Origin of the sequence: Mesorhizobium sp. ESP-6-4, assembly GCF_020164735.1 — a bacterium.
Lineage (GTDB): Bacteria > Pseudomonadota > Alphaproteobacteria > Rhizobiales > Rhizobiaceae > Mesorhizobium.
The window spans coordinates 23,516-42,560 of record NZ_JAIUGS010000012.1; the positions used below are offsets into that span (position 1 = coordinate 23,516).

Annotated in this window: 13 protein-coding genes; 6 read left to right on the forward strand and 7 right to left on the reverse strand. The window is 64.7% G+C overall.

Going from position 1 to position 19,045, the window contains the following annotated elements; all coding sequences use genetic code 11:
* Positions 1-78 precede the first annotated feature (78 nt).
* Positions 79-1,089: an endonuclease/exonuclease/phosphatase family protein gene (locus LB523_RS20380; RefSeq protein ID WP_224606370.1), complete on the forward strand. Its 1,011-nt coding sequence runs from the start codon at positions 79-81 to the stop codon at positions 1,087-1,089.
* 31 nt (positions 1,090-1,120) lie between these two features.
* Here LB523_RS20380 and LB523_RS20385 read toward each other — a convergent pair whose 3' ends face one another.
* Both LB523_RS20385 and LB523_RS20390 read right to left on the reverse strand, forming a co-directional pair.
* On the reverse strand, positions 1,121-1,717 hold the full coding sequence (locus tag LB523_RS20385; protein WP_224606372.1) for a DUF922 domain-containing protein: 597 nt from the start codon (positions 1,715-1,717) through the stop codon (positions 1,121-1,123).
* 135 nt (positions 1,718-1,852) lie between these two features.
* A complete protein-coding gene (locus LB523_RS20390; RefSeq protein WP_224606374.1) occupies positions 1,853-3,532 on the reverse strand; it encodes an electron transfer flavoprotein-ubiquinone oxidoreductase in 1,680 nt (559 codons plus the stop codon).
* A 251-nt stretch (positions 3,533-3,783) separates the two neighbouring features.
* Here LB523_RS20390 and LB523_RS20395 point away from each other — a divergent pair, with 251 nt between their 5' ends.
* The 3 genes from LB523_RS20395 to LB523_RS20405 all read left to right on the forward strand — a co-directional run bounded on the left by LB523_RS20395 (position 3,784) and on the right by LB523_RS20405 (position 6,568).
* The gene (locus LB523_RS20395; RefSeq protein WP_224606376.1) at positions 3,784-4,422 is read left to right on the forward strand and encodes a hypothetical protein; all 639 of its coding nucleotides are present in this window, start codon (positions 3,784-3,786) and stop codon (positions 4,420-4,422) included.
* A 202-nt stretch (positions 4,423-4,624) separates the two neighbouring features.
* Positions 4,625-5,551 carry a uracil-DNA glycosylase family protein gene (locus LB523_RS20400; protein ID WP_224606378.1) on the forward strand — a complete coding sequence of 309 codons (927 nt, stop codon included), beginning with the start codon at positions 4,625-4,627 and terminating at the stop codon, positions 5,549-5,551.
* A 207-nt stretch (positions 5,552-5,758) separates the two neighbouring features.
* On the forward strand, positions 5,759-6,568 hold the full coding sequence (locus LB523_RS20405; RefSeq protein WP_224606381.1) for a helix-turn-helix domain-containing protein: 810 nt from the start codon (positions 5,759-5,761) through the stop codon (positions 6,566-6,568).
* Positions 6,569-6,792: 224 nt separating this feature from the next.
* Here the strand turns inward: LB523_RS20405 and LB523_RS20410 are convergent, their stop codons facing one another.
* Positions 6,793-7,740, reverse strand: a complete 948-nt coding sequence (locus tag LB523_RS20410) for a DMT family transporter (protein ID WP_224606384.1) — start codon at positions 7,738-7,740, stop codon at positions 6,793-6,795.
* 210 nt (positions 7,741-7,950) lie between these two features.
* Here LB523_RS20410 and pepN point away from each other — a divergent pair, with 210 nt between their 5' ends.
* Together pepN and LB523_RS20420 are read left to right on the forward strand one after the other, a co-directional pair.
* Positions 7,951-10,596 carry an aminopeptidase N gene (gene pepN, locus LB523_RS20415; protein WP_224606387.1) on the forward strand — a complete coding sequence of 882 codons (2,646 nt, stop codon included), beginning with the start codon at positions 7,951-7,953 and terminating at the stop codon, positions 10,594-10,596.
* 178 nt (positions 10,597-10,774) lie between these two features.
* On the forward strand, positions 10,775-13,096 hold the full coding sequence (locus LB523_RS20420; protein WP_224606390.1) for a PAS domain-containing sensor histidine kinase: 2,322 nt from the start codon (positions 10,775-10,777) through the stop codon (positions 13,094-13,096).
* A gap of 227 nt (positions 13,097-13,323) precedes the next feature.
* Here LB523_RS20420 and LB523_RS20425 read toward each other — a convergent pair whose 3' ends face one another.
* The 4 genes from LB523_RS20425 to LB523_RS20440 all read right to left on the reverse strand — a co-directional run bounded on the left by LB523_RS20425 (position 13,324) and on the right by LB523_RS20440 (position 18,959).
* A complete protein-coding gene (locus tag LB523_RS20425) occupies positions 13,324-13,566 on the reverse strand; it encodes a hypothetical protein (protein ID WP_224606394.1) in 243 nt (80 codons plus the stop codon).
* Between the two features lie 243 nt (positions 13,567-13,809).
* A complete protein-coding gene (locus LB523_RS20430; RefSeq protein WP_224606397.1) occupies positions 13,810-16,785 on the reverse strand; it encodes a bifunctional [glutamine synthetase] adenylyltransferase/[glutamine synthetase]-adenylyl-L-tyrosine phosphorylase in 2,976 nt (991 codons plus the stop codon).
* A 12-nt stretch (positions 16,786-16,797) separates the two neighbouring features.
* Positions 16,798-18,276 carry a sensor histidine kinase gene (locus LB523_RS20435; RefSeq protein ID WP_224544162.1) on the reverse strand — a complete coding sequence of 493 codons (1,479 nt, stop codon included), beginning with the start codon at positions 18,274-18,276 and terminating at the stop codon, positions 16,798-16,800.
* An 8-nt stretch (positions 18,277-18,284) separates the two neighbouring features.
* Entirely contained in the window at positions 18,285-18,959 is a 675-nt protein-coding gene (locus tag LB523_RS20440; RefSeq protein WP_040991372.1) for a response regulator transcription factor, read from the reverse strand.
* Between the last annotated feature and the right edge of the window lie 86 nt (positions 18,960-19,045).

Genomic DNA, 19,045 nt, shown 5'->3' on the forward strand with positions numbered 1-19,045 from the left:
CGCAATTTGGCCGATAACCGGTCCGAACGGAAGACTGGGGCTTCGGAGAAAATGACAACGGGCGGTGCGCGCTTGAGCATGATGGCTCAGCTGATAGTCTTGGCGATGATGGCATGCTCGGCTGCGCTCTTGGCCGGGTTCTTCGGCGCGCTGCATCCGGCCTTCGATTCCTTCTCTCATTTCCGCATGCATCTGAGCCTGCTGACGGCCTTGCTCGCGCTGGCCCTGCTGGCCGGTCCCTACCGGCTGCAGGCCGTCGCCGTGCTGGTCTTCGCCATCGCCTGCTTCGCTACGACGACGGGCGCACTGCCCAGATTGTCGGCGCAGCAGGCGGTCGCAAAGCCGGCCGACCGCATCACCTACAGCCTGTTGCAGATGAACCTGCGCTTCAACAACCCGACGCCGAAGAAGGTGCTGTCGCTGATCGGCAGGACCAACCCGGACGTCATCACGCTCGACGAAGTGTCCGGCATGTGGGCGAAGGAGCTCAGCTATATCGCCGGCGCCTACCCCTATCGTATCCTGTGCGACTACCCCAACGGCATTTTCGGCGTCGCGCTGCTCTCGCGCCGTCCCTTCGCCACCGGCACCGCGCCGCGTTGCGAGCCGCGCGGCGCGATGGCTACCGCCATGATCGATTTCGGCGGCATTCCGGTCAATGTCGCCGCGATCCATCTCAGCTGGCCGTGGCCGAAGGAGCAATCCTGGCAGATCGGCGAACTGGCGCAACCGCTGGCCGCGCTCGGCGAGACCGCCATCATGGCAGGCGACTGCAATGCCGTGCCGTGGAGCGCGGCGGTGCGGCGGGTGGCGCGAATGAGCGGCATGACGCTGATGCCGTCGGCCGGTCCGACCTGGATCCATCGGACGCTGCCCGACGTTCTGCGCCGCTATGCGGGCCTGCCGATCGACCAGGTGTTCAGCAAGGGCGGGGTGACGATCCTGTCATCGGCCCGGCTGGAGGATACCGGCTCCGACCATCTGCCGGTGCTGGTCGAATTCACGCTGCCGACCGACAGCAACGCGCCCGAGGACGAGCACAAATCGGCGCTGGCGGCGAACGACGCGCCGGACAAGCCGCGCAGCTGACGTCCGCTCGGTAGGCGAACGGGCTGGAGTTTCAGTTCTTCCCCATCAATGCATTGACCAGTTTCTCGACATGGCCGCCGTCGCGGTGCTCGCGCGCGTCGAAGGCAATCTGCCTGGCCTCGTAGTCGCCATAGATCGCGGCGATGCGGCGTCTGGCGTCCCAGCGAAGACCGGTGCAGAACCAGTTGTCCTGCCGCTCGAGCCCGGCAAGCGCCGTCTCGGTCGCCCGCATCATCTGCTTGGCGATGCGGCCGTGGGTATGCTCGTGCTGGCGCACGCCGGCCATGAAGCGATCCCAGCGCTTGCGCAGGACCGGACCGGATGGGGACGTGCGGCGCGGAAAGGTGTAGGTCAGGTCGATGGTGCCGGTGGCCTGACGCAGCCGGCAGATGCCGTTGTCCCGTTTCACGTCGAGGTTCCAATGCACGGTATAGCCGGTCTCGGCGATGGCGCGCGTGGCATGGCCGTGCCTCGGCCCGAGGCCATCCATCGCCTCGATCAGTTCAGCCCCGGTCCTGCCGGTGACGTCATAGCTGCGCACATGCACGGTCAGCTTGGTGCCGGCGGAGGCAGGCGCGCAAGAAAGCATGCCGGCAGCAGCTAAAATCGCCAGGCTGATGCGCCGCATGTCCGCCTCCTCGTTTGAAGGCCAAGCAGACCATACTCGGCGCCCGGCTTCAACGGTCTCTGCCGATAAGGCGCGGCTACCCGACCTTCGCCGGGCCTGTTGGAGCGGCGGTCGAGACGGCCCGGTCGGAGCGGATCACATGCCTTGGTAAACCGGGCCTTCGCCGCCTTGTGGCGGCACCCAGTTGATGTTCCGGTTCGGATCCTTGATGTCGCAGGTCTTGCAGTGGACGCAGTTCTGCGCGTTGATGACGAAGCGCACATCCTTGGCCGACGGGTCAGCTGCGGCGTTGCCGTCCTTGTCCACCCACTCATAAACGCCGGCCGGGCAATAGCGGGTCGAGGGACCGGCAAAGACATCGTGCTCGGAACGCTGCTGCAGCGCCATGTCGCCGACGATCAGGTGCACCGGCTCGTTTTCCTCGTGGTTGGTATTCGACAGGAACACCGAGGAGAGCCGGTCGAAGGTCAAGACGCCGTCCGGCTTCGGATAGGCGATCTTCTGATGCTTCGCCGCCGGCTCGAGCGTCGCATAGTCGGCCTTGCCGTGCTTCAGCGTACCGAAGGGCGAGAAGCCGAACAGCGTGTTCAGCCACATGTCGAGACCGCCGATGCCGACGCCGACAATGGTGCCGAAGCGCGACCACAGCGGCTTGACGTTGCGGACCTTCTTCAGGTCCTTGCCGATGTCGGTGCCGCGCCAGGCTTCCTCGTAGGAAGCGAGCTCGTCATTGGCGCGGCCGCCGGCAATCGCCCCGGCCACATGCTCGGCCGCCAGCATGCCGGAGAGCACCGCATTGTGCGAGCCCTTGATGCGCGGCACGTTGACGAAGCCTGCCGCGCAACCCATCAGCACGCCGCCGGGGAAGGAAAGCTTCGGCACCGACTGCCAGCCGCCCTCGGTGATGGCGCGTGCGCCGTAGCCGATGCGCTTAGCGCCCTCGAAGGTGCCGGCGATCGCCGGATGGGTCTTGAAGCGCTGGAATTCCTCAAAGGGCGACAGATAGGGGTTCTTGTAGTTCAGGTGGACGACGAAGCCGACCGCTACCTGGTTGTCCTCGAGATGGTAGAGGAAGGAGCCGCCACCGGTCTTCATGTCGAGCGGCCAGCCGAAGGAATGCTGCACGAGGCCCGGCTTGTGGTTCTCGGGCTTGACCTGCCAGAGCTCCTTGAGGCCGATGCCATATTTGCCGGGCTCGCGGCCTTCGGAAAGCTTGTATTTGGCGATGAGCTGCTTGGCCAAAGAGCCCCGCGCACCTTCGCCGATCAGCACATATTTGCCCATCAGCGCCATGCCCGGCGCGTAGGCCGGGCCATGCGTGCCGTCCTTCTCGACGCCCATGTCGCCGGTGATGACGCCGGTGACGGCGCCGGCCTCGTTGTAGACGAGGCTTGCCGCGGCAAAACCCGGATAGATCTCGACGCCCAGCGCCTCGGCCTTGGTCGCGAGCCAGCGGCAGACATTGCCCAGCGAGACGATGTAATTGCCGTGGTTGTTCATCAGCGGCGGCATCAGGAAGTTCGGCAGGCGGAAGGAACCGGCGGGCCCGAGCACCAGGAAATGGTCGTCCGTCACCGGTGTCTTGAACGGATGGCCCTCCTCTTCGCGCCAGCCGGGCAGCAGCCGGTCGATGCCGATCGGGTCGACGACGGCGCCGGAGAGGATATGGGCGCCAACCTCGCCGCCCTTCTCCAGGACGACGACGGAAAGATCCGGGTTGAGCTGCTTCAGACGGATCGCGGCGGCAAGGCCGGCGGGACCAGCGCCGACGATCACCACGTCGAATTCCATGCTCTCGCGTTCGATTTCGCTCATCGGCCCCTCACTGGCTCGCCATGTTCTCGCATTGTGCTGGCTCGTGCGCTGCATAGCGCATCAATTCGCGACGCGAAACCGGCGCTGACGTGACAATGCCGATTTCGACAAAAAGTCGCGGTTTTCCTTACGAAAAGGCAGCAGCGGAGACCATGGCCAAGCATAGGCCAGCGCCACTTGGTTGACAGGCCAGGCGGCGACGGCATGTTTTTAATTGTTCGACGGCTTGGTTATCGGCGATACTTCGCGTCATGCGCAGTCCAGAGCCAGCCGGCTTTTCATCGAAGCGCTTACTCTTCACGCCAGGCATGGCCTGGCGCGCGGTTCTTCCGCTCCTCTTTTTGACCCTTCCGGCGGAAGCCGATCCGGTGAAGGTCTGGGCGACCGGCGCTTATTCCTTCTCCGACGAGCTGGGTGGCTTCCGCATCACGGGGGCGTCTGGCATCGGCACCAAGGAAGACCCGCTGGTCATCAGGGAGGAATTGAACACGGCGACGCCGGTAACGCTGACGATCCGTGCGACCAAGCCGATCGAGCCCTTCGGCAAGGCCGGCCAGGTCGCCAACGGCGTGATGTACATGCGCATCGACGTGCTCAACAACAGCGCGCTGCCCTGGGTGGAGTTCCAGTTCGAGCTGCAGGAAATCCTCGACCAGCCGAGCGTGTTCGGCGACGGCTTGTCCTTCGACCAGCGCAACAAGACGCCCGACAACATCTGGTCGAGCAATTTCGCCGATTTCGACCGCCGGTTCGAACCCTATGACCGGCTGCTGTTCCGCAACGGCAAGATCGACCCGCTGAAGACGGCGACCTTCGATTTCCTGGTCACCGATTATACGCCGCGCTGGACGTTTTACATCGTGCAGGATCCCCGCATACCCACTGGGTGAAAGCATATCGATATTCAGGTGATGCCGGCCTGCAAATGGCGGTTTCCTGCGCTTCCGGTGCTCACGTACGAAAAGTACGCTCCGCTCCGGTTCTCGGAAACCACCATTTTCGACTCGGCCTGACCTGAATCTCGACATGCTCCAATACAGGCGAACGTGGCTTAACCTTGCAAATCGGCGCCGCGCGGACAATGGTGGCACCATGACTGCCGCCTCCCCCAGCACACCTGCCGAGATCGCCGAACTGCTCGCCTTCTATGCCAGCGCCGGCGTCGACGACGCGCTGGAAGACGCGCCGATCAACCGATTTGCCGAAGCGGCGGCGAAGTCGGCCGAACGCAGGCCTGCCGAGCGGGCGCCGGCTGCGCCGCCTCGCGACCCAAGACCCGAGAGCCGCCCGGCATCCGGGCAGGTCCCGGAGCGGCCCCAGGCGCCCGTGCCGGCAACGCCATCATCCGGTCTCGACGCGCGCAATATTCCGGACGCTCCGGCGCGGATGCCGGCCGCCACCGTCCCCGCCGAGGCGCAGGCGCTGCTTGCCCGGCAACTGGCCGCAAGCGCCTCGACGCTCGAGGAACTGCGCCAGCACATGGCTGCCTTCGACGGCTGCAATCTCAAATTCACGGCCAAGAACCTGGTCTTCGCCGACGGCAATCCGAACGCCGAGCTGATGCTGGTCGGCGAGGCGCCGGGCAGAGACGAGGATCTTGAGGGGTTGCCTTTCGTGGGCCGCTCCGGCCGGCTGCTCGACCGCATGCTGGCCGCGATCGGCCTCGACCGCGGTTCGGCCTATATCGCCAACGTCATTCCGTGGCGGCCGCCGGGCAACCGCACGCCGACGCCGCACGAGACCGAAATCTGCCGGCCCTTCATCGAAAGGCAGATCGAGTTGGTCAATCCCAAGGTGCTGATCAATCTTGGCGGTCCGTCGGCCAAGACGCTGCTCAACACGACCGAGGGCATCCTGCGCCTGCGCGGCAATTGGCGTGTGCATACGACCGCTTCCGGGGTTGCCATCCCGGCGATGCCGACGCTGCACCCGGCCTATCTGCTCAGGACGCCGGCGCACAAGAAGCTGGCGTGGCGGGATTTTCTCGAGGTCAAGGCGAAGTTGAAGGGGTTGGCGTGAGCACTTTTTCCTTCTCCCCTTGTGGGAGAAGGTGCCCGAAGGGCGGATGAGGGGTGCTCCAGGGAATGCCAGCGTCTCAGTCCGCTGGAACACCCCTCATCCGTCTCGGCGCTGCGCGCCGATCCACCTTCTCCCACAAGGGGAGAAGGCGGAGCTATGACCTCAAAGGTAATTGAACTGCGTCCCTCGCCACCCTACTCCTCTCCCATGACCACATCCGAACCTTCCGCCGGCAGCCTGATCCGCGAATGGCGCACGCGGCGGCGCATGAGCCAACTCGACCTCGCCATGGAGGCCGATATCTCGCAGCGGCATCTCTCCTTCGTCGAAAGCGGCCGGGCCCAGCCCTCGCGCGACATGGTTCTGCATTTGGCCGAGCAGCTGTCGATTCCACTACGCCAACGCAATCAACTGTTGCTTGCCGCCGGCTTCGCGCCGAGCTTCAGCGAAAAGCCGCTGACCGATGCAACGCTGGCGCCGGCGCTTGCCGCGGTCGAGACCGTGCTCAAGGGCCACGAGCCCTTTCCGGCACTGGCGGTGGACCGGCACTGGAACCTTATTTCCGCCAATGGCGCGATCGCCCCGTTCCTTGCCGATATTTCCGAGCCGTCCCTGCTTACGCCGCCGGTCAACGTGCTGAGGCTCAGCCTGCACCCGGAGGGCGTGGCACCGCGCATCGTCAATCTGGCGGAGTGGCGCGCGCATCTGCTGGAGCGGCTCAAGCACCAGAACGACGCCACCGGCGACCCGGTGCTGATTGAGCTGGAGCGAGAGTTGCGCGCCTATCCGTCGGGCCTGAGAAGCAGCCGGCCCGCACCCGTCGAGCCGAGCGGCATCGTCCATCCGCTCAAGCTCGCGCATGGCGACGCCGTGCTGTCCTTCATCAGCACGATCACCGTCTTCGGCACGCCGCTCGACGTCACGCTGTCGGAGCTGGCGATCGAGTCCTTCTTCCCTGCGGATGAGCAGACCCGGGCGGTGCTGGTGCGGCTGGCGAAGGAGCGGAGCTCTCAATAGCTCAAAATTAGAAAGGCCGAGGGACAGCACCCCCCTCTGTCCTGCCGGACATCTCCCCCGAAAGGGGGGAGATCAGCTGTCGCGGCCGCTTTCGCCAATCATCAACATGGCGGGTAGTGCGCCGCCGAGGGAACTGCCAATCTCCCCCCTTGCGGGGGAGATGGCCGGCAGGCCAGAGGGGGGTGTGAAGGAACTCGGCCTTTGAAGCTACTCTTTGAAACAGTTCACCCCTGCGGCGGCGCGGCCGTCCTGGTGCGCGTGCGCTCCAGGCCGAGCTGCCGCTCGCGCCATATGATGAAGATGCCGGCGGCGACCACGATCACGCCGCCGATCAGCGTGTTGAGCGAGGTGACGTCGCCGAAGGCGAAATAGCCGACGACGACGCCGAGGATCATCGAGGTGTATTCGAACGGCGCCACGACCGAGGCTTCGGCGTGGCGGTAGGCCGCCGTCATCAGGATCTGGCCGAGCCCGCCGCCGAAGCCCGCGACGACGAGCAGCGCGGCCTGCATCGGCGTCAGGGCCTGCCAGCCGAAGGGCAGCGTGAAGAGCGACAACACCGAAGCCGTCGAGGAGAACCACAGCACGATGGTCGCCGTCTTCTCCGTCTGCACGAGATTGCGCACCAGAAGCATGGCGACCGCCGAAATCGCGGCGGCGATCAGCGCGGCCATGACGCCCAGCAGCTCCTGGTCGTCGAGGCCTTCACCGGAATTGAGCAGCGTCAGCTCGGGCCAGGAGATGATCAGCACGCCGGCAAGACCGACCGCCACCGCGCTCCAGCGGTAGACGCGGATCATCTCGCCCAGGAAGACAGAGGAGAACACCACGACCAGCAGCGGCTGGGCGTAATTTAGCGTGATAGCCTCCGGCAGCGGCAGCCTGGTCAGCGCGAAGAAGCCGAGCCCCATGGCGCCGACGCCGACGACGCCACGCGCGATATGGTTGAACGGCCGCCTGGTCGTGAACGCGGTGGCGAGCTCACCCTTGAAGGCCAGGAAAGCGACGATCGGGAAGATGGCGAAGAAGGAGCGGAAGAAGACGATCTGTCCGGCAGGCACGTCGCCGGCCGCCTTGATGCAGGTCTGCATGCCAACGAAGACCGTCACCGAGACGATCTTCAGCATAATGCCGCGCAGCGTGTTGTGGCCGACGGCATGATCGACGCTCATCTTGCCTCATAAGGATGGTCGGGAAACGAAGCCGCGAAATAGGCCAAGAGCAATTCCAGGAAAAGGGTGTAACGGTTTTCCGTCCGGAATTGCGAAACACAACCTATGCCGCAGTTTTGTCGAGTGGCCGTTTCGTGTAAAGAGCGCGCACCCTCAAAATTCTTGGACCAGCCAGGCCGGCTGGCCGCCTCGACAGGAAAAGCTCAAGGAATGCGCACAGATACCGGCCATGTCTTCAAGCTCGAAGATTATCGCCCCTGCGACTATCTCATCCCGAGGACCAGCCTCGACTTTCGCCTGTCACCGGACGCGACCCATGTGACCGCGCTGCTCACCATCGAGCGACGCGAGGGCGTCGCCGCCTCGGCGCCGCTGGTGCTCGACGGCGACGGGCTGACGCTGCTCGGCGTCGCCATCGATGGGCACGCGCTCGCAGCCGGCGACTATGAGGCGACGCCGGACCGGCTGACGATTCTGAAGCCGCCGGCGGCTCAGCGTTTCGAGCTCCGCCTGGAGACGGAGATCGCGCCTTCGCGCAACGAGGCGCTTATGGGCTTGTACCGCTCCAGCAACGTCTATTGCACGCAATGCGAGGCCGAAGGCTTTCGCCGCATCACCTATTTTCTCGACCGTCCCGATATCCTGTCGGTCTACACTGTGCGCATCGAAGCGCCGCACAACGAGGCGCCGCTTTTGCTTTCAAACGGCAATCCCGTCGAACGCGGCGCGCTCGCCGACGGACGCCATTATGCGGTCTGGCACGACCCCTTCCCCAAACCCTCCTACCTTTTTGCACTGGTGGCGGGCGCGCTTGGCAAGGTGGCTGGCAGCTTCACCACCATGTCCGGCCGCGAGGTCGAGCTCGGCATCTATGTCGAACCTGGCAAGGAACGGCTTGCCGGCTACGCGATGGACGCGCTGAAACGCTCGATGAAATGGGACGAGGAAGCCTTCGGCCGCGAATACGACCTCGACGTCTTCAACATCGTCGCCGTATCCGACTTCAACATGGGCGCCATGGAGAACAAGGGCCTCAACGTCTTCAACGACAAATATGTGCTGGCCGACGAGGAGACTGCGACTGATGCCGACTTCGCCAATATCGAGGCGATCATCGCGCATGAGTATTTCCACAATTGGACCGGCAACAGAATCACTTGCCGCGACTGGTTCCAGCTCTGCCTGAAGGAAGGGCTGACGGTTTACCGCGACCACGAATTCTCCGCCGACCAGCGCTCGCGGGCGGTGAAGCGCATCGCCGAGGTGCGCACGCTGCGCGCGCACCAGTTCCCGGAAGACCAGGGGCCGCTCGCGCATCCGGTCAGGCCGCGCCGCTACCGCGAGATCAACAACTTCTACACGGCGACCGTCTACGAGAAGGGCTCGGAAGTGGTGCGCATGATCCGCACCATCCTCGGCGCGGAGACCTTCCGTGCCGGCATGGACCTCTATTTCGAGCGGCATGACGGCGAGGCGGCGACCATCGAGGATTTCCTCAAAGTGTTCGAGGACGTCTCCGGCAGAGACCTTGGGCAATTCGCGCTCTGGTACCACCAGGCCGGCACCCCGAACCTGACGGTGAGTTCCACGCACAATGCGGCGGCGAAGGAGTTCACCCTGGAGATCGAGCAGTCGGTGCCGCCGACGCCGTCGGAAAGCCGCAAGCGGCTGATGCATATCCCTTTGGCCTTCGGCCTGGTCGGCGCCAATGGCAAGCCCGTCACCTGGACGGCCGTCGAGGGCGCAACGGTGGATGACGGTGTCATCCATATCCGCAAGCGCCGGCACACGGTGCGCTTCTCGGGTATTTCGCAACGGCCTTCGGTGTCGCTCAACCGCGGCTTCTCGGCGCCGATCACGCTTTCCGTGCAGCAGAAGGCCGACGACCAGTTCTTCCTTGCGGCGCATGACAGCGATGCCTTCGCGCGCTGGCAGGCGTTCAACACGCTGCTGACCGACGCGCTGATCGTCGCCTTCCGCCAGATCCTCGGCGGCAGGGAGCCGGCCTTCGCGGCACGGCTAGCCGAGCTTGCCGGCAGGATCGCCGGCGACGAGGCGCTGGAGCCGGCCTACCGGGCACTGGCGCTGTCGCTGCCCGGCGAAGCCGACATCGCCCGCGACATCGGCAAGGGCATCGATCCAGACGCCATCTTCGCCGCGCGCGAGGCGCTGGCGCGGGCGATCGCCGAGGCAAACGGCGAGACCTTCGCGGCGCTCCATGACCGGCTTGCCGACAACGGGCCTTTCAGTCCGGACGCGGCGAGCGCCGGACGCCGGGCCCTGCGCAACACCCTGCTCGACTATCTGTCGCTGCTGCCGGGCGGCGCGGGCCTCGCCGCGCGACACTTCACCGCCGCCACCAATATGACCGACCGCGCCGCGGCGCTCGCCGTGCTGGCGCATCGCCATTCAGGCACGGTCGAGGCCGAAGAAGCGCTGGCCGCTTTCGAGGTCCGCTATCGCGGCGACGCGTTGGTGCTCGACAAATGGTTCCAGATCCAGGCTGGCGTGCCCGGCGCGAAGACTGTCGAGAAGGTGCGCGAGCTGATGCGACATCCGGCTTTCTCGATCGCCAACCCCAACCGGGTGCGTTCTCTGATCGGCACCTTCTCCAGCGCCAACCAGACCGGCTTCCACCGCCCCGACGGCGAAGGTTACCGTTTCTTCGCCGAGACGGTGCTGGACGTGGAGAAGCGCAACCCGCAAGTGGCGGCGCGGCTGGCCACGGCGCTACGCTCCTGGCGCTCGCTGGAGCCTGTACGTCAAGCCAAGGCCAGGCAGGCGCTGCTCGACATGGCGAAGGTTGAGAACCTGTCGGCGGATCTGCGCGATATCGTCGAGCGAACGCTGGCGTGATTAGCAATCTCCCCCACGAGGGGGGAGATCAGCAGTTGCGAAGAATTTCAATCAACTTTTAATCTTTTTCGCCCGCGCCTCTGGACAAGGCGAATCGGCTTTGATTCTTTAATGGCGATTCGGGGCGTGCGGCGTAGCCGGATCATCCAAGTATGCGGCAAATCGGGGAGTGCCATTTATGGCCAAGGCGGACGCGTGGGGCGCGCCCGGAGGGAAGGCTTTTGCGCGTCGCAAGGCAAGGAGCGACGGACTTGCCGGCAATGCGCGCCTGATCGCCGAACCCACCTATCAGCGGCTCCTGGCCGCCGAGCCGCTGCTGCGCCGGTCGATCCCGGCGCTGATCGTCGTTTTTCTCATCGTCATCGCGGCATTGCGCTTCCTGTCGCTGATGAACGAGCATGACGAGATCGAGCGCGACGCCAAGGCAGTGCTGGCGCTCGCCGCCGGCCAGATGGCGCAGGCGATCACCGCGGACCCCAGCGCGGCCGGCGTCAATGCCACAAGCCTGCTGGAGAACATCAGCCGCCGGGGCGCCATGAGCCGCGCCCATGTGCTCGCCGTCACCGACGCCAACTTCAAGGTCATCGCCGTTTCGCCGCTATCGACGGGCTGGCAGGGCCGCATGCTCGACAGTTTGGTCCTTGGCGGCCAGCCGCTTTTCATGTTCGGCGACCGAGCCGGCGTGATGGATGTCAGCACCGGCGGACAGGACTGGTTTGCCGCCGTCAGCCTCAGCGGCGACCGCAAACACGCAGCCGCCGTCCTGGTGCCGCAGGAAGCAGTGTTCGACAGCTGGCGCAAGTCTATGTCGCTCAACGTCACGCTGTTCGTGCTGACGGCGGGCGTGCTGATCGTCATCCTCTACGCCTATTTCGGCCAGGCGGCGCGCGCCCAGGCGGCGGACCGCATCTATCTCGAAGCGCATCAGCGCATCGACATGGCGCTGGTGCGCGGCCGCTGCGGGTTGTGGGACTGGGACATGGTGCGCGGCAAGATGTACTGGTCGCGCTCGATGTACGACATGCTGGGCTATGAGCCCTGCGACACGATGCTCTCCTTCGGCGAGGTCGACGAGATCGTCCACCCGGAAGACGGCGACCTGTTCGAGCTCGCCAACCGCATCATCGAACGCGAGATCGACCATATCGACCAGGTCTTTCGCATGCGCCACGCCGACGGACAATGGGTATGGATGCGAGCCCGCGCCCAGGTGATCGACCCGGAGGCGCCGGAGATCCAGCTGATCGGCATCGCCGTCGACGTCACCGAGCAGCGGCATCTGGCGCTGCGTTCGGAAGCGGCCGACATGCGGCTCAGGACAGCGATCGAGAACATCAACGAATCCTTCGTTCTGTGGGATGCCGCCGAACGGCTGATCATGTGCAATTCGAAGTTCCAGAAGGACAATGGGCTGTCGGATCGCGACGTGGTGCCGGGCGCGACGCGCGATATGCTGGAGCAGCGCATGCTGGCCTTCGCCTCGGAGCGCAGGTTGGCCAATGCCAACGGGCCGCATGGCGGCATCACACTCGAGCGCCAGCTCGCCGACGGCCGCTGGCTGCAGGTCAACGAGCTCAGGACCCGCGACGGCGGCGTCGTCTCGGTCGGCTCCGACATCACCCAGATCAAGCTGCATCAGGAAAAGCTGGTCGACAGCGAGCGCCGGCTGATGGCGACGATCCACGATCTCAGCCTCGCGCGGCGCGCCGAGGAGGAACGCGCCAGCGAACTGGTCGAGCTCAACCGCAAATACATGAAGGAAACCGAGCGCGCCGAGGCGGCCAATCGCGCCAAGTCGGAATTCCTCGCCAACATGTCGCATGAATTGCGCACGCCGCTCAACGCCATCATCGGCTTCTCCGAATTGATGCAGCAGGGCCTGTTCGGACCGCTCGGCTCGGAGCGCTATGAGGAATACGCGACCGACATCAACGGCAGCGGCAAATACCTGCTCGGCGTCATCAACGACATCCTCGATATGTCGAAGATCGAAGCGGGCCAGTTCTCGCTCGACCACGAGGAGATCGACCTCTGCCCGCTGATCAAGGAAACGGTGCGGGTGATCTCGCTGCAGGCAGCGGAGAAGTCGATCAATGTCGAGACGCGCATCGCCGATACGATGCGGCTCTATGCCGACCGCCGCGCGATCAAGCAGATCGCCATCAACCTGCTCTCCAACGCGGTGAAGTTCACCGGACAGGGCGGCAAGATCACGGTCAGGGCGCGCAACACGTCGGGCGCCCTGCTGCTCACCATCGAGGACAATGGCTGCGGCATTCCCAAGCAGGCGCTGAGCAAGCTCGGCCGGCCGTTCGAGCAGGTGCAGAACCAGTTTTCCAAGAACCACACCGGCTCAGGCCTCGGGCTCGCCATCTCGCGCTCGCTGGCCGAATTGCAGGGTGGCGCGCTGAAGATCCGTTCGACCGAGGGTGTCGGCACTATCGTGTCGGTACGCATTCCGCTGAAGAAGGCGCCGTCCGCGGTGAAGGCGGCGGCTTAGAGCGTTTCACCGCTTCATGGAAACGGCGAACCGCTCTAGCTCTTTGTTTTTACGCAATTCCGAACGGAAAACCGCACACACTTTTCCTGGAATTGCTCTAGTTCGGAATGCGGAATTTCCAAAAGCTCCGGCGGACAGCGCCCCCTCCGTCCTGCTGAACATCTCACTTCCGGCTTGCCCCGGGCCGGTCAGGGCGGCAGTCAGTCACCCAACGTACAGTCGGGTCGCTAAACTGGACCGGTAAGATTTAAATCATTTGCTGCTGTAGATGCGGGACTTGCATCGGCGCCTTTCGATGCCCGTCTATAGATCAAGCTGATGACCAGACCGATATATCCGACCTGCAGAATGATCATGGCCAGGATTGCCCATCCAAGCACCGCCCAGACAGAACCAGTTTCGTTGTAAGCCCAGATCGCCACGATGAATGACGTCGTGAACATGCCTACCAAAAATTTCGGAAAATCCATAATTGCCCAGCGCCCCAAAGCATGGCGATTTAGGCGGCTTTCAAATCAGCCGTTAAGAACCCGCCGCTCCATTTGCGAAGCGGCGGGGCCCCCCATCGTCGGGGTGATGGTTGACCCCGGCATTGCTGATAGTTGCAATTGCGGTGCCAGACCTATTGACCCATTACGGGACACCTCTGCCAATGGCGCAAGACCGGATCGCCGATTAATATTAACTGTGGCTAATGTGCCACCCGGGGAATCTCATGGCAACGATGCGGTTGATGGCGACGCTCCCGCACGAAGCAGACGGTCGAAATCTCTCCTGACCTTCCGCGACATCTCCTTGAGATGTGCTTCCAGCACACCGAAATCCGGCAGGTCGGTGACCGCGAGCAGCAGATCCGAAAGCCCCGGCGGGACATCGTCGCGCTGGAACTCGCCGGTGAGGCAAAGCCTGATCATCTGGGTCAGCGCCAGATAAAGCCGATAGGCCTCGCCAAGCTCTTCACGCATATCGGCTGAGGCGAAATCCGGAGAAAGCCGGGCCAGAATGTCGGCGGTCGCCGTGACCCGGCGGCCAGGTTCGACTTTGCCGATGATGACCGCGACCTGGGCGATGAATTCCAGGTCGATGAGCCCGCCCGGGATCAGCTTGATGTCCCAGAGATCGCGCGGCGCCTTCTCCTTCTCGATCAGCGCACGCATGTCCGAGGCCTCGGCTTTGACCTTGGCCGCATCGCGCGGCTGTGCCAGTACCACCGCCACTTCCGTATCGAGCTCGGCGCAGAGCTCGGCATCGCCGCCGACGGCGCGGGCCCGTGCCAGCGCCATGTGTTCCCAGGTCCAGGCGTCCTGGCGCTGATATTTCTTGAACGCGTCGATATGGGTGGCGACCGGCCCCTTGTTGCCTGATGGACGCAGGCGCAGATCCAGCTCGTAGAGCACACCTTCGGCCGTCGGCGCCGAGACGGCCGCGATCAGGCGCTGCGTCATGCGGGTATAGTAATGCGAAGGCGCCAGCGGCTTCTCGCCGTCGGAGTCCTCGGCGTCGGTGTCGTGGTCATAGAGCAGGATGAGATCGACATCCGAACCCGCCGTGAGCTCGCGGCTGCCCAGCTTGCCCATGCCGAGCAACGCCACCCTGCCGCCTGCGATGCTGCCGTGGCGCAGCGCGAATTCGGCGATCACCGCTTGAAGCGCCGCCTCGATGGTGAGATCGGCGAGATCCGAGAAGGCGCGCCCCGCCCGCGCCGGATCGATAGAGCCGGCAAGCAGGCGAACACCAATCAGGAATTTCTGCTCGGAAGCGAAGATGCGCAGCCGGTCGAGCACATCCTCATAGGCGCGGTCGCCTTCGATAAAGGCGGCAAGCCGGGCCGAAAGATAGGCGCGATCCGGCAGTTCGGTGAGCAATGCCGGGTCGAGCAGGCCGTCGAAGACATGCGGACGACGCGTGATGATCCCCGCCAGCCGAGGCGCGGCACCCATGATGGTCGCCATCAGCTTGAGCAGCGCCGGGTTCGACTGCAGCAGCGAGAAAAGCTGGATACCGGCCGGCAGGCCGGCGAGGAACTCGTCGAAGCGCATCAGCGCCTCGTCGGCGCGCCGCGTCTGGCCGAAGGCTTTGAGCAGTGCCGGCGTCAATTCGGTCAGCCGCTCGCGCGCCTCGGCCGACTGGGTGACGCGGTAGCGGCCGAAATGCCAGCCGCGGATGACACGGCAGATGTCACTAGGCCGCTGGAAGCCCAGGCGATCGAGCGTCTGCAGCGTGTCGGGATCGTCGACATCGCCGGTGAAGACCAGATTGCCGACGCCGGCCGAAAGCTCGGGAGCAGTTTCGAACAACGCCGCATAATGGCGCTCGACCTGCTGCAGCGAGGCGCGGAAGGCCTGGGTGAATTCCGCCTCGCCGGCAAAACCCAGCATCAGCGCGATGCGCTTCAGCTCCTCGTCTTCTTCCGGCAGGATATGCGTCTGCTCGTCCGCCACCATCTGGATGGCATGCTCGACGCGGCGCAGGAACCAGTATTGTCGCGTGAGCGCGTCGCGCGCGTCGGCGGTGATCCAGCCGCGCGCGGCGAGCGCTGCGAGCATCGGCACGGTTTCGCGGCCGCGCAGCTCCGGGAAGCGGCCGCCGGCGATGAGCTGCTGGGTCTGGACGAAGAACTCGATCTCGCGGATGCCGCCGCGGCCGAGCTTGACGTTATGGCCCTTCACCGCGATCTCGCCATGGCCCTTGTGGGCATGAATCTGGCGCTTGATCGAATGGACGTCGGCGATCGCCGCATAGTCCATGTATTTGCGCCAGACATAGGGCTGCAATTCCTTGAGGAAGGCCGCGCCCGCGGCAAGGTCGCCGGCAACCGGCCGCGCCTTGATCATGGCCGCCCGCTCCCAGTTCTGGCCGCGCGCCTCGTAATAGCGAAGTGCGGCCTCGACGGGGATCGCCAGCGGTGTCGAGCCGGGATCGGGGCGGAGCCTCAGATCGGTGCGGAAGACATAGCCGTGCTCGGTACGGTCCTGCAGGATGCGCACGAGCCGGCGGGTGAGGCGTGAGAACAGCTCGGTGGCGTCGAGCGGATCGATGACGGCCGGCGCCTCCGGATCGAAGAAGACGACGAGATCGATGTCGGAGGAAAAATTCAGCTCATGCGCGCCGAGCTTGCCCATGCCGAGCAGGATCCAGCCCGAATCCTTCGCCTGTTCGGCCCGATCCGGCAGCTTGAGCTTGCCTTGCCGTTGCGCGTCGAGCAGCAGGAAATCGACAGCGGCTTTTGTGCAGGCATCTGCGAGATCGCTGAGACGGCGCACCGTCACCGAGGTCTCCGCCTCGCCCGAAAGGTCGGCCAGCGCGATCAGGAAATGCGCTTCGGTCTTGCATTGTCGCAACGCCATCATCAGGCTCGACTCCGAGGCGTCATCCACCCTGGCCGCGCCGCCTATTGCTTCGCCGATGGCGCCGAGCCGCGCTTCGACCGTCCGGTCGAACAGCGTGTCGAGAACGGATGGCCGGCGGCGCGCCACATCGCGCAGGAAGGGCGAGAGGTCGAAGACGGCCGCCAGCAGCTCCTGCACTGGCCCCTCGCCCGCCAGGAACGCGGCGAGGCGCGAAAGCCCCTCTTCCTCGGCGGCATCGGCGATTTCCGACAATTCACACCGGGCATGCTCCGCATCAAGGGGGCGGAGCGCCACTGTCGGGCTAAGCCGGAACTCGGATTCGATTTTCTTCTTCGCCATTTGTCCGCGCTGTCAATGCGTCTCCCGCAACGGGAAACTCATGACCACGGACAATCCGGGATTGGCGGGCAAAAGATCAAGCCTGCCGTTGTGGAAAGTCATGATTGCCTTGGCGAGGCTGAGGCCGAGGCCCGAGCCCGGTTGCGAGCGGCTCTTTTCCAGGCGCACGAAGCGCTCGGTGGCGCGGGCGCGATCGGCGTCGTCCGGGATGCCGTGGCCATTGTCGGTGACGGCAAGCTTGATCTCGTTGCCAGCGCGCTCCAGGACCACCCGTACTTTCGGCGCCTCGGCAGCGTCGGTCGAGTATTTGATGGCGTTGTCGACGATGTTGGACAACGCCTGGCCGATCAGCTCGCGATTGCCGTTGATCGTGAAGGCCTCGGACACGATCGTTTCCAGCGCAACCCCCGCCTCCTCCGCCACCGGCTCGTAAAGCTCGACGACATCGCTCACCGTGGCGGCGAGATCGACGGGACCGGTCTGTTCCGAGGAGTAGCCGGCCTCCAGGCGCGAGATCATCAGGATGGCGTTGAACGTCTTGATGAGCTGGTCGGACTCCGCGATCGTGCCTTCAAGCGCCTGGCGGTACTCCTCCGTCTTGTGCCTGCCGGCGAGCGTCGCCTCGGCGCGGTTGCGCAGCCTGGTCAGCGGCGTCTTCAGATCATGGGCGATGTTGTCGGAGACCTGCTTCAGCCCCTCGTTCAACATGGCGATCCTGGCCAGCATCGAATTGAGGTTTTCGGACAGGCGGTCGAATTCGTCGCCGGCGCCGGTGACCGGCAGCCGTCCGGACAAATCGCCGCCCATGATGCGGCGGCTGGCGTCCGAGACGCTGTCGATGCGCTTTAGCGCGGCGCGCCCGACGAAGAACCAGATCAGGATGCCGCCCAAACCCATCATGCCAAGCGCCAGGGTCAACGCGCGGCTGATGACGGCGCGGAAGCGCTCGGGCTCGCCGAGGTCGCGGCCGACCAGCATGATCATCTGGTTGGGCAGTCTCAGCACCAGCGCGATGGCGTTGTGCCCCTTCTCACCTGTCGATTGTGGAGTGTTGCCCTCGTTGGCCGGAGGCGTGGCCTGGTCCGAACCGCCGCTGCGCAGCCGATCGAGCTCGCCTTCGCCGAAGCGCTGGTAGGAAAACGGGTCCGTCGTCCAGCCCTCGGTCTCGATGACCCCGGGCTCCAGGCTCTGCACATTGCCGGTCAAGATCTGGCCGTTGGCGTCGGCGATCAGATAGAGATTGGCGCCGGGCTGGCGCGAGCGGGCCTCGACGACGCGCACCAGCACCGGCAGGCCGCCGCGCTGATAGGCGCGGGCCAGGCCCAGCACCTCGTCGTTAATGGTCTCCTGCGTCTGCGCGGTCAGCATGCGCGCCGACAGCGACGTCATGTAGAGGACGAGCAGCACCGCGCAGAGCGCGAAAAGCAGAAGATAAAGCGCCGAAAGCCGGGCCGCCGTCGTCTTCATGATGGCCGGCAGGGATAACGCCATAATGGGCTCTAGCCGCCCTTCAGCATGTAGCCGGCGCCGCGGATCGTGTGCAGGATCGGCTTGTCGAAGCCCTTTTCGATCTTGCCGCGTAGGCGCGAGACGTGGACGTCGATGACGTTGGTCTGCGGGTCGAAATGATAGTCCCAGACATTTTCCAGGAGCATGGTGCGCGTCACCACCTGGCCGGCATGGCGCATCAGATATTCGAGCAGGCGGAACTCGCGCGGCTGCAGCGTGATCTCGCGGCCGGCGCGCTTGACCGAATGCGACAGCCGGTCGAGCTCGAGGTCGCCAACGCGGTAGACCGTCTCGGACTCGCGCGCGCTGGCGCGGCGGTTCAGCACCTCGACGCGGGCGAGCAATTCGGAAAAGGCGTAGGGCTTGGTGAGGTAATCGTCGCCGCCGGCGCGCAATCCGGTGACCCGGTCGTCGACCTCGCCCAGCGCCGAAAGGATCAGCACCGGCGTGGTGTTGCCGCGCGAGCGAAGCGCGGCGATCACCGACAGGCCGTCACGGCGCGGCATCAGGCGGTCGACCACCATCACGTCATAGTCGCCGGCATCGGCGAGCGCGAAGCCGGTCTCGCCGTCGCCGGCGACATGGGCGGTGTGGCCCGCCTCGGCGAAGGCTTTCTGCAAGTAGTCCGCCGCCTCGCGATCGTCTTCCATGACGAGAATCTTCATGGAGCCGTTATACGCGATTTCATTGGAAGGTTGAGGGGCAGTCATATCGTCTTGCCTTCAAGTTAAAACGGCAGCGGGTGATGGGA

Excerpts from the sequence above, each read along its gene's own strand:
- LB523_RS20395 (WP_224606376.1), top strand. The coding sequence starts at position 3,784 with ATGCGCAGTCCAGAGCCAGCCGGCTTTTCATCGAAGCGCTTACTCTTC.
- LB523_RS20400 (WP_224606378.1), top strand. The coding sequence starts at position 4,625 with ATGACTGCCGCCTCCCCCAGCACACCTGCCGAGATCGCCGAACTGCTC.
- LB523_RS20380 (WP_224606370.1), top strand. The coding sequence starts at position 79 with ATGATGGCTCAGCTGATAGTCTTGGCGATGATGGCATGCTCGGCTGCG.
- pepN (WP_224606387.1), top strand. The coding sequence starts at position 7,951 with ATGCGCACAGATACCGGCCATGTCTTCAAGCTCGAAGATTATCGCCCC.
- LB523_RS20410 (WP_224606384.1), bottom strand. The coding sequence starts at position 7,740 with ATGAGCGTCGATCATGCCGTCGGCCACAACACGCTGCGCGGCATTATG.
- LB523_RS20440 (WP_040991372.1), bottom strand. The coding sequence starts at position 18,959 with ATGAAGATTCTCGTCATGGAAGACGATCGCGAGGCGGCGGACTACTTG.
- LB523_RS20405 (WP_224606381.1), top strand. The coding sequence starts at position 5,759 with ATGACCACATCCGAACCTTCCGCCGGCAGCCTGATCCGCGAATGGCGC.
- LB523_RS20420 (WP_224606390.1), top strand. The coding sequence starts at position 10,775 with ATGGCCAAGGCGGACGCGTGGGGCGCGCCCGGAGGGAAGGCTTTTGCG.
- LB523_RS20425 (WP_224606394.1), bottom strand. The coding sequence starts at position 13,566 with ATGGATTTTCCGAAATTTTTGGTAGGCATGTTCACGACGTCATTCATC.
- LB523_RS20390 (WP_224606374.1), bottom strand. The coding sequence starts at position 3,532 with ATGAGCGAAATCGAACGCGAGAGCATGGAATTCGACGTGGTGATCGTC.
- LB523_RS20385 (WP_224606372.1), bottom strand. The coding sequence starts at position 1,717 with ATGCGGCGCATCAGCCTGGCGATTTTAGCTGCTGCCGGCATGCTTTCT.
- LB523_RS20430 (WP_224606397.1), bottom strand. The coding sequence starts at position 16,785 with ATGGCGAAGAAGAAAATCGAATCCGAGTTCCGGCTTAGCCCGACAGTG.
- LB523_RS20435 (WP_224544162.1), bottom strand. The coding sequence starts at position 18,276 with ATGGCGTTATCCCTGCCGGCCATCATGAAGACGACGGCGGCCCGGCTT.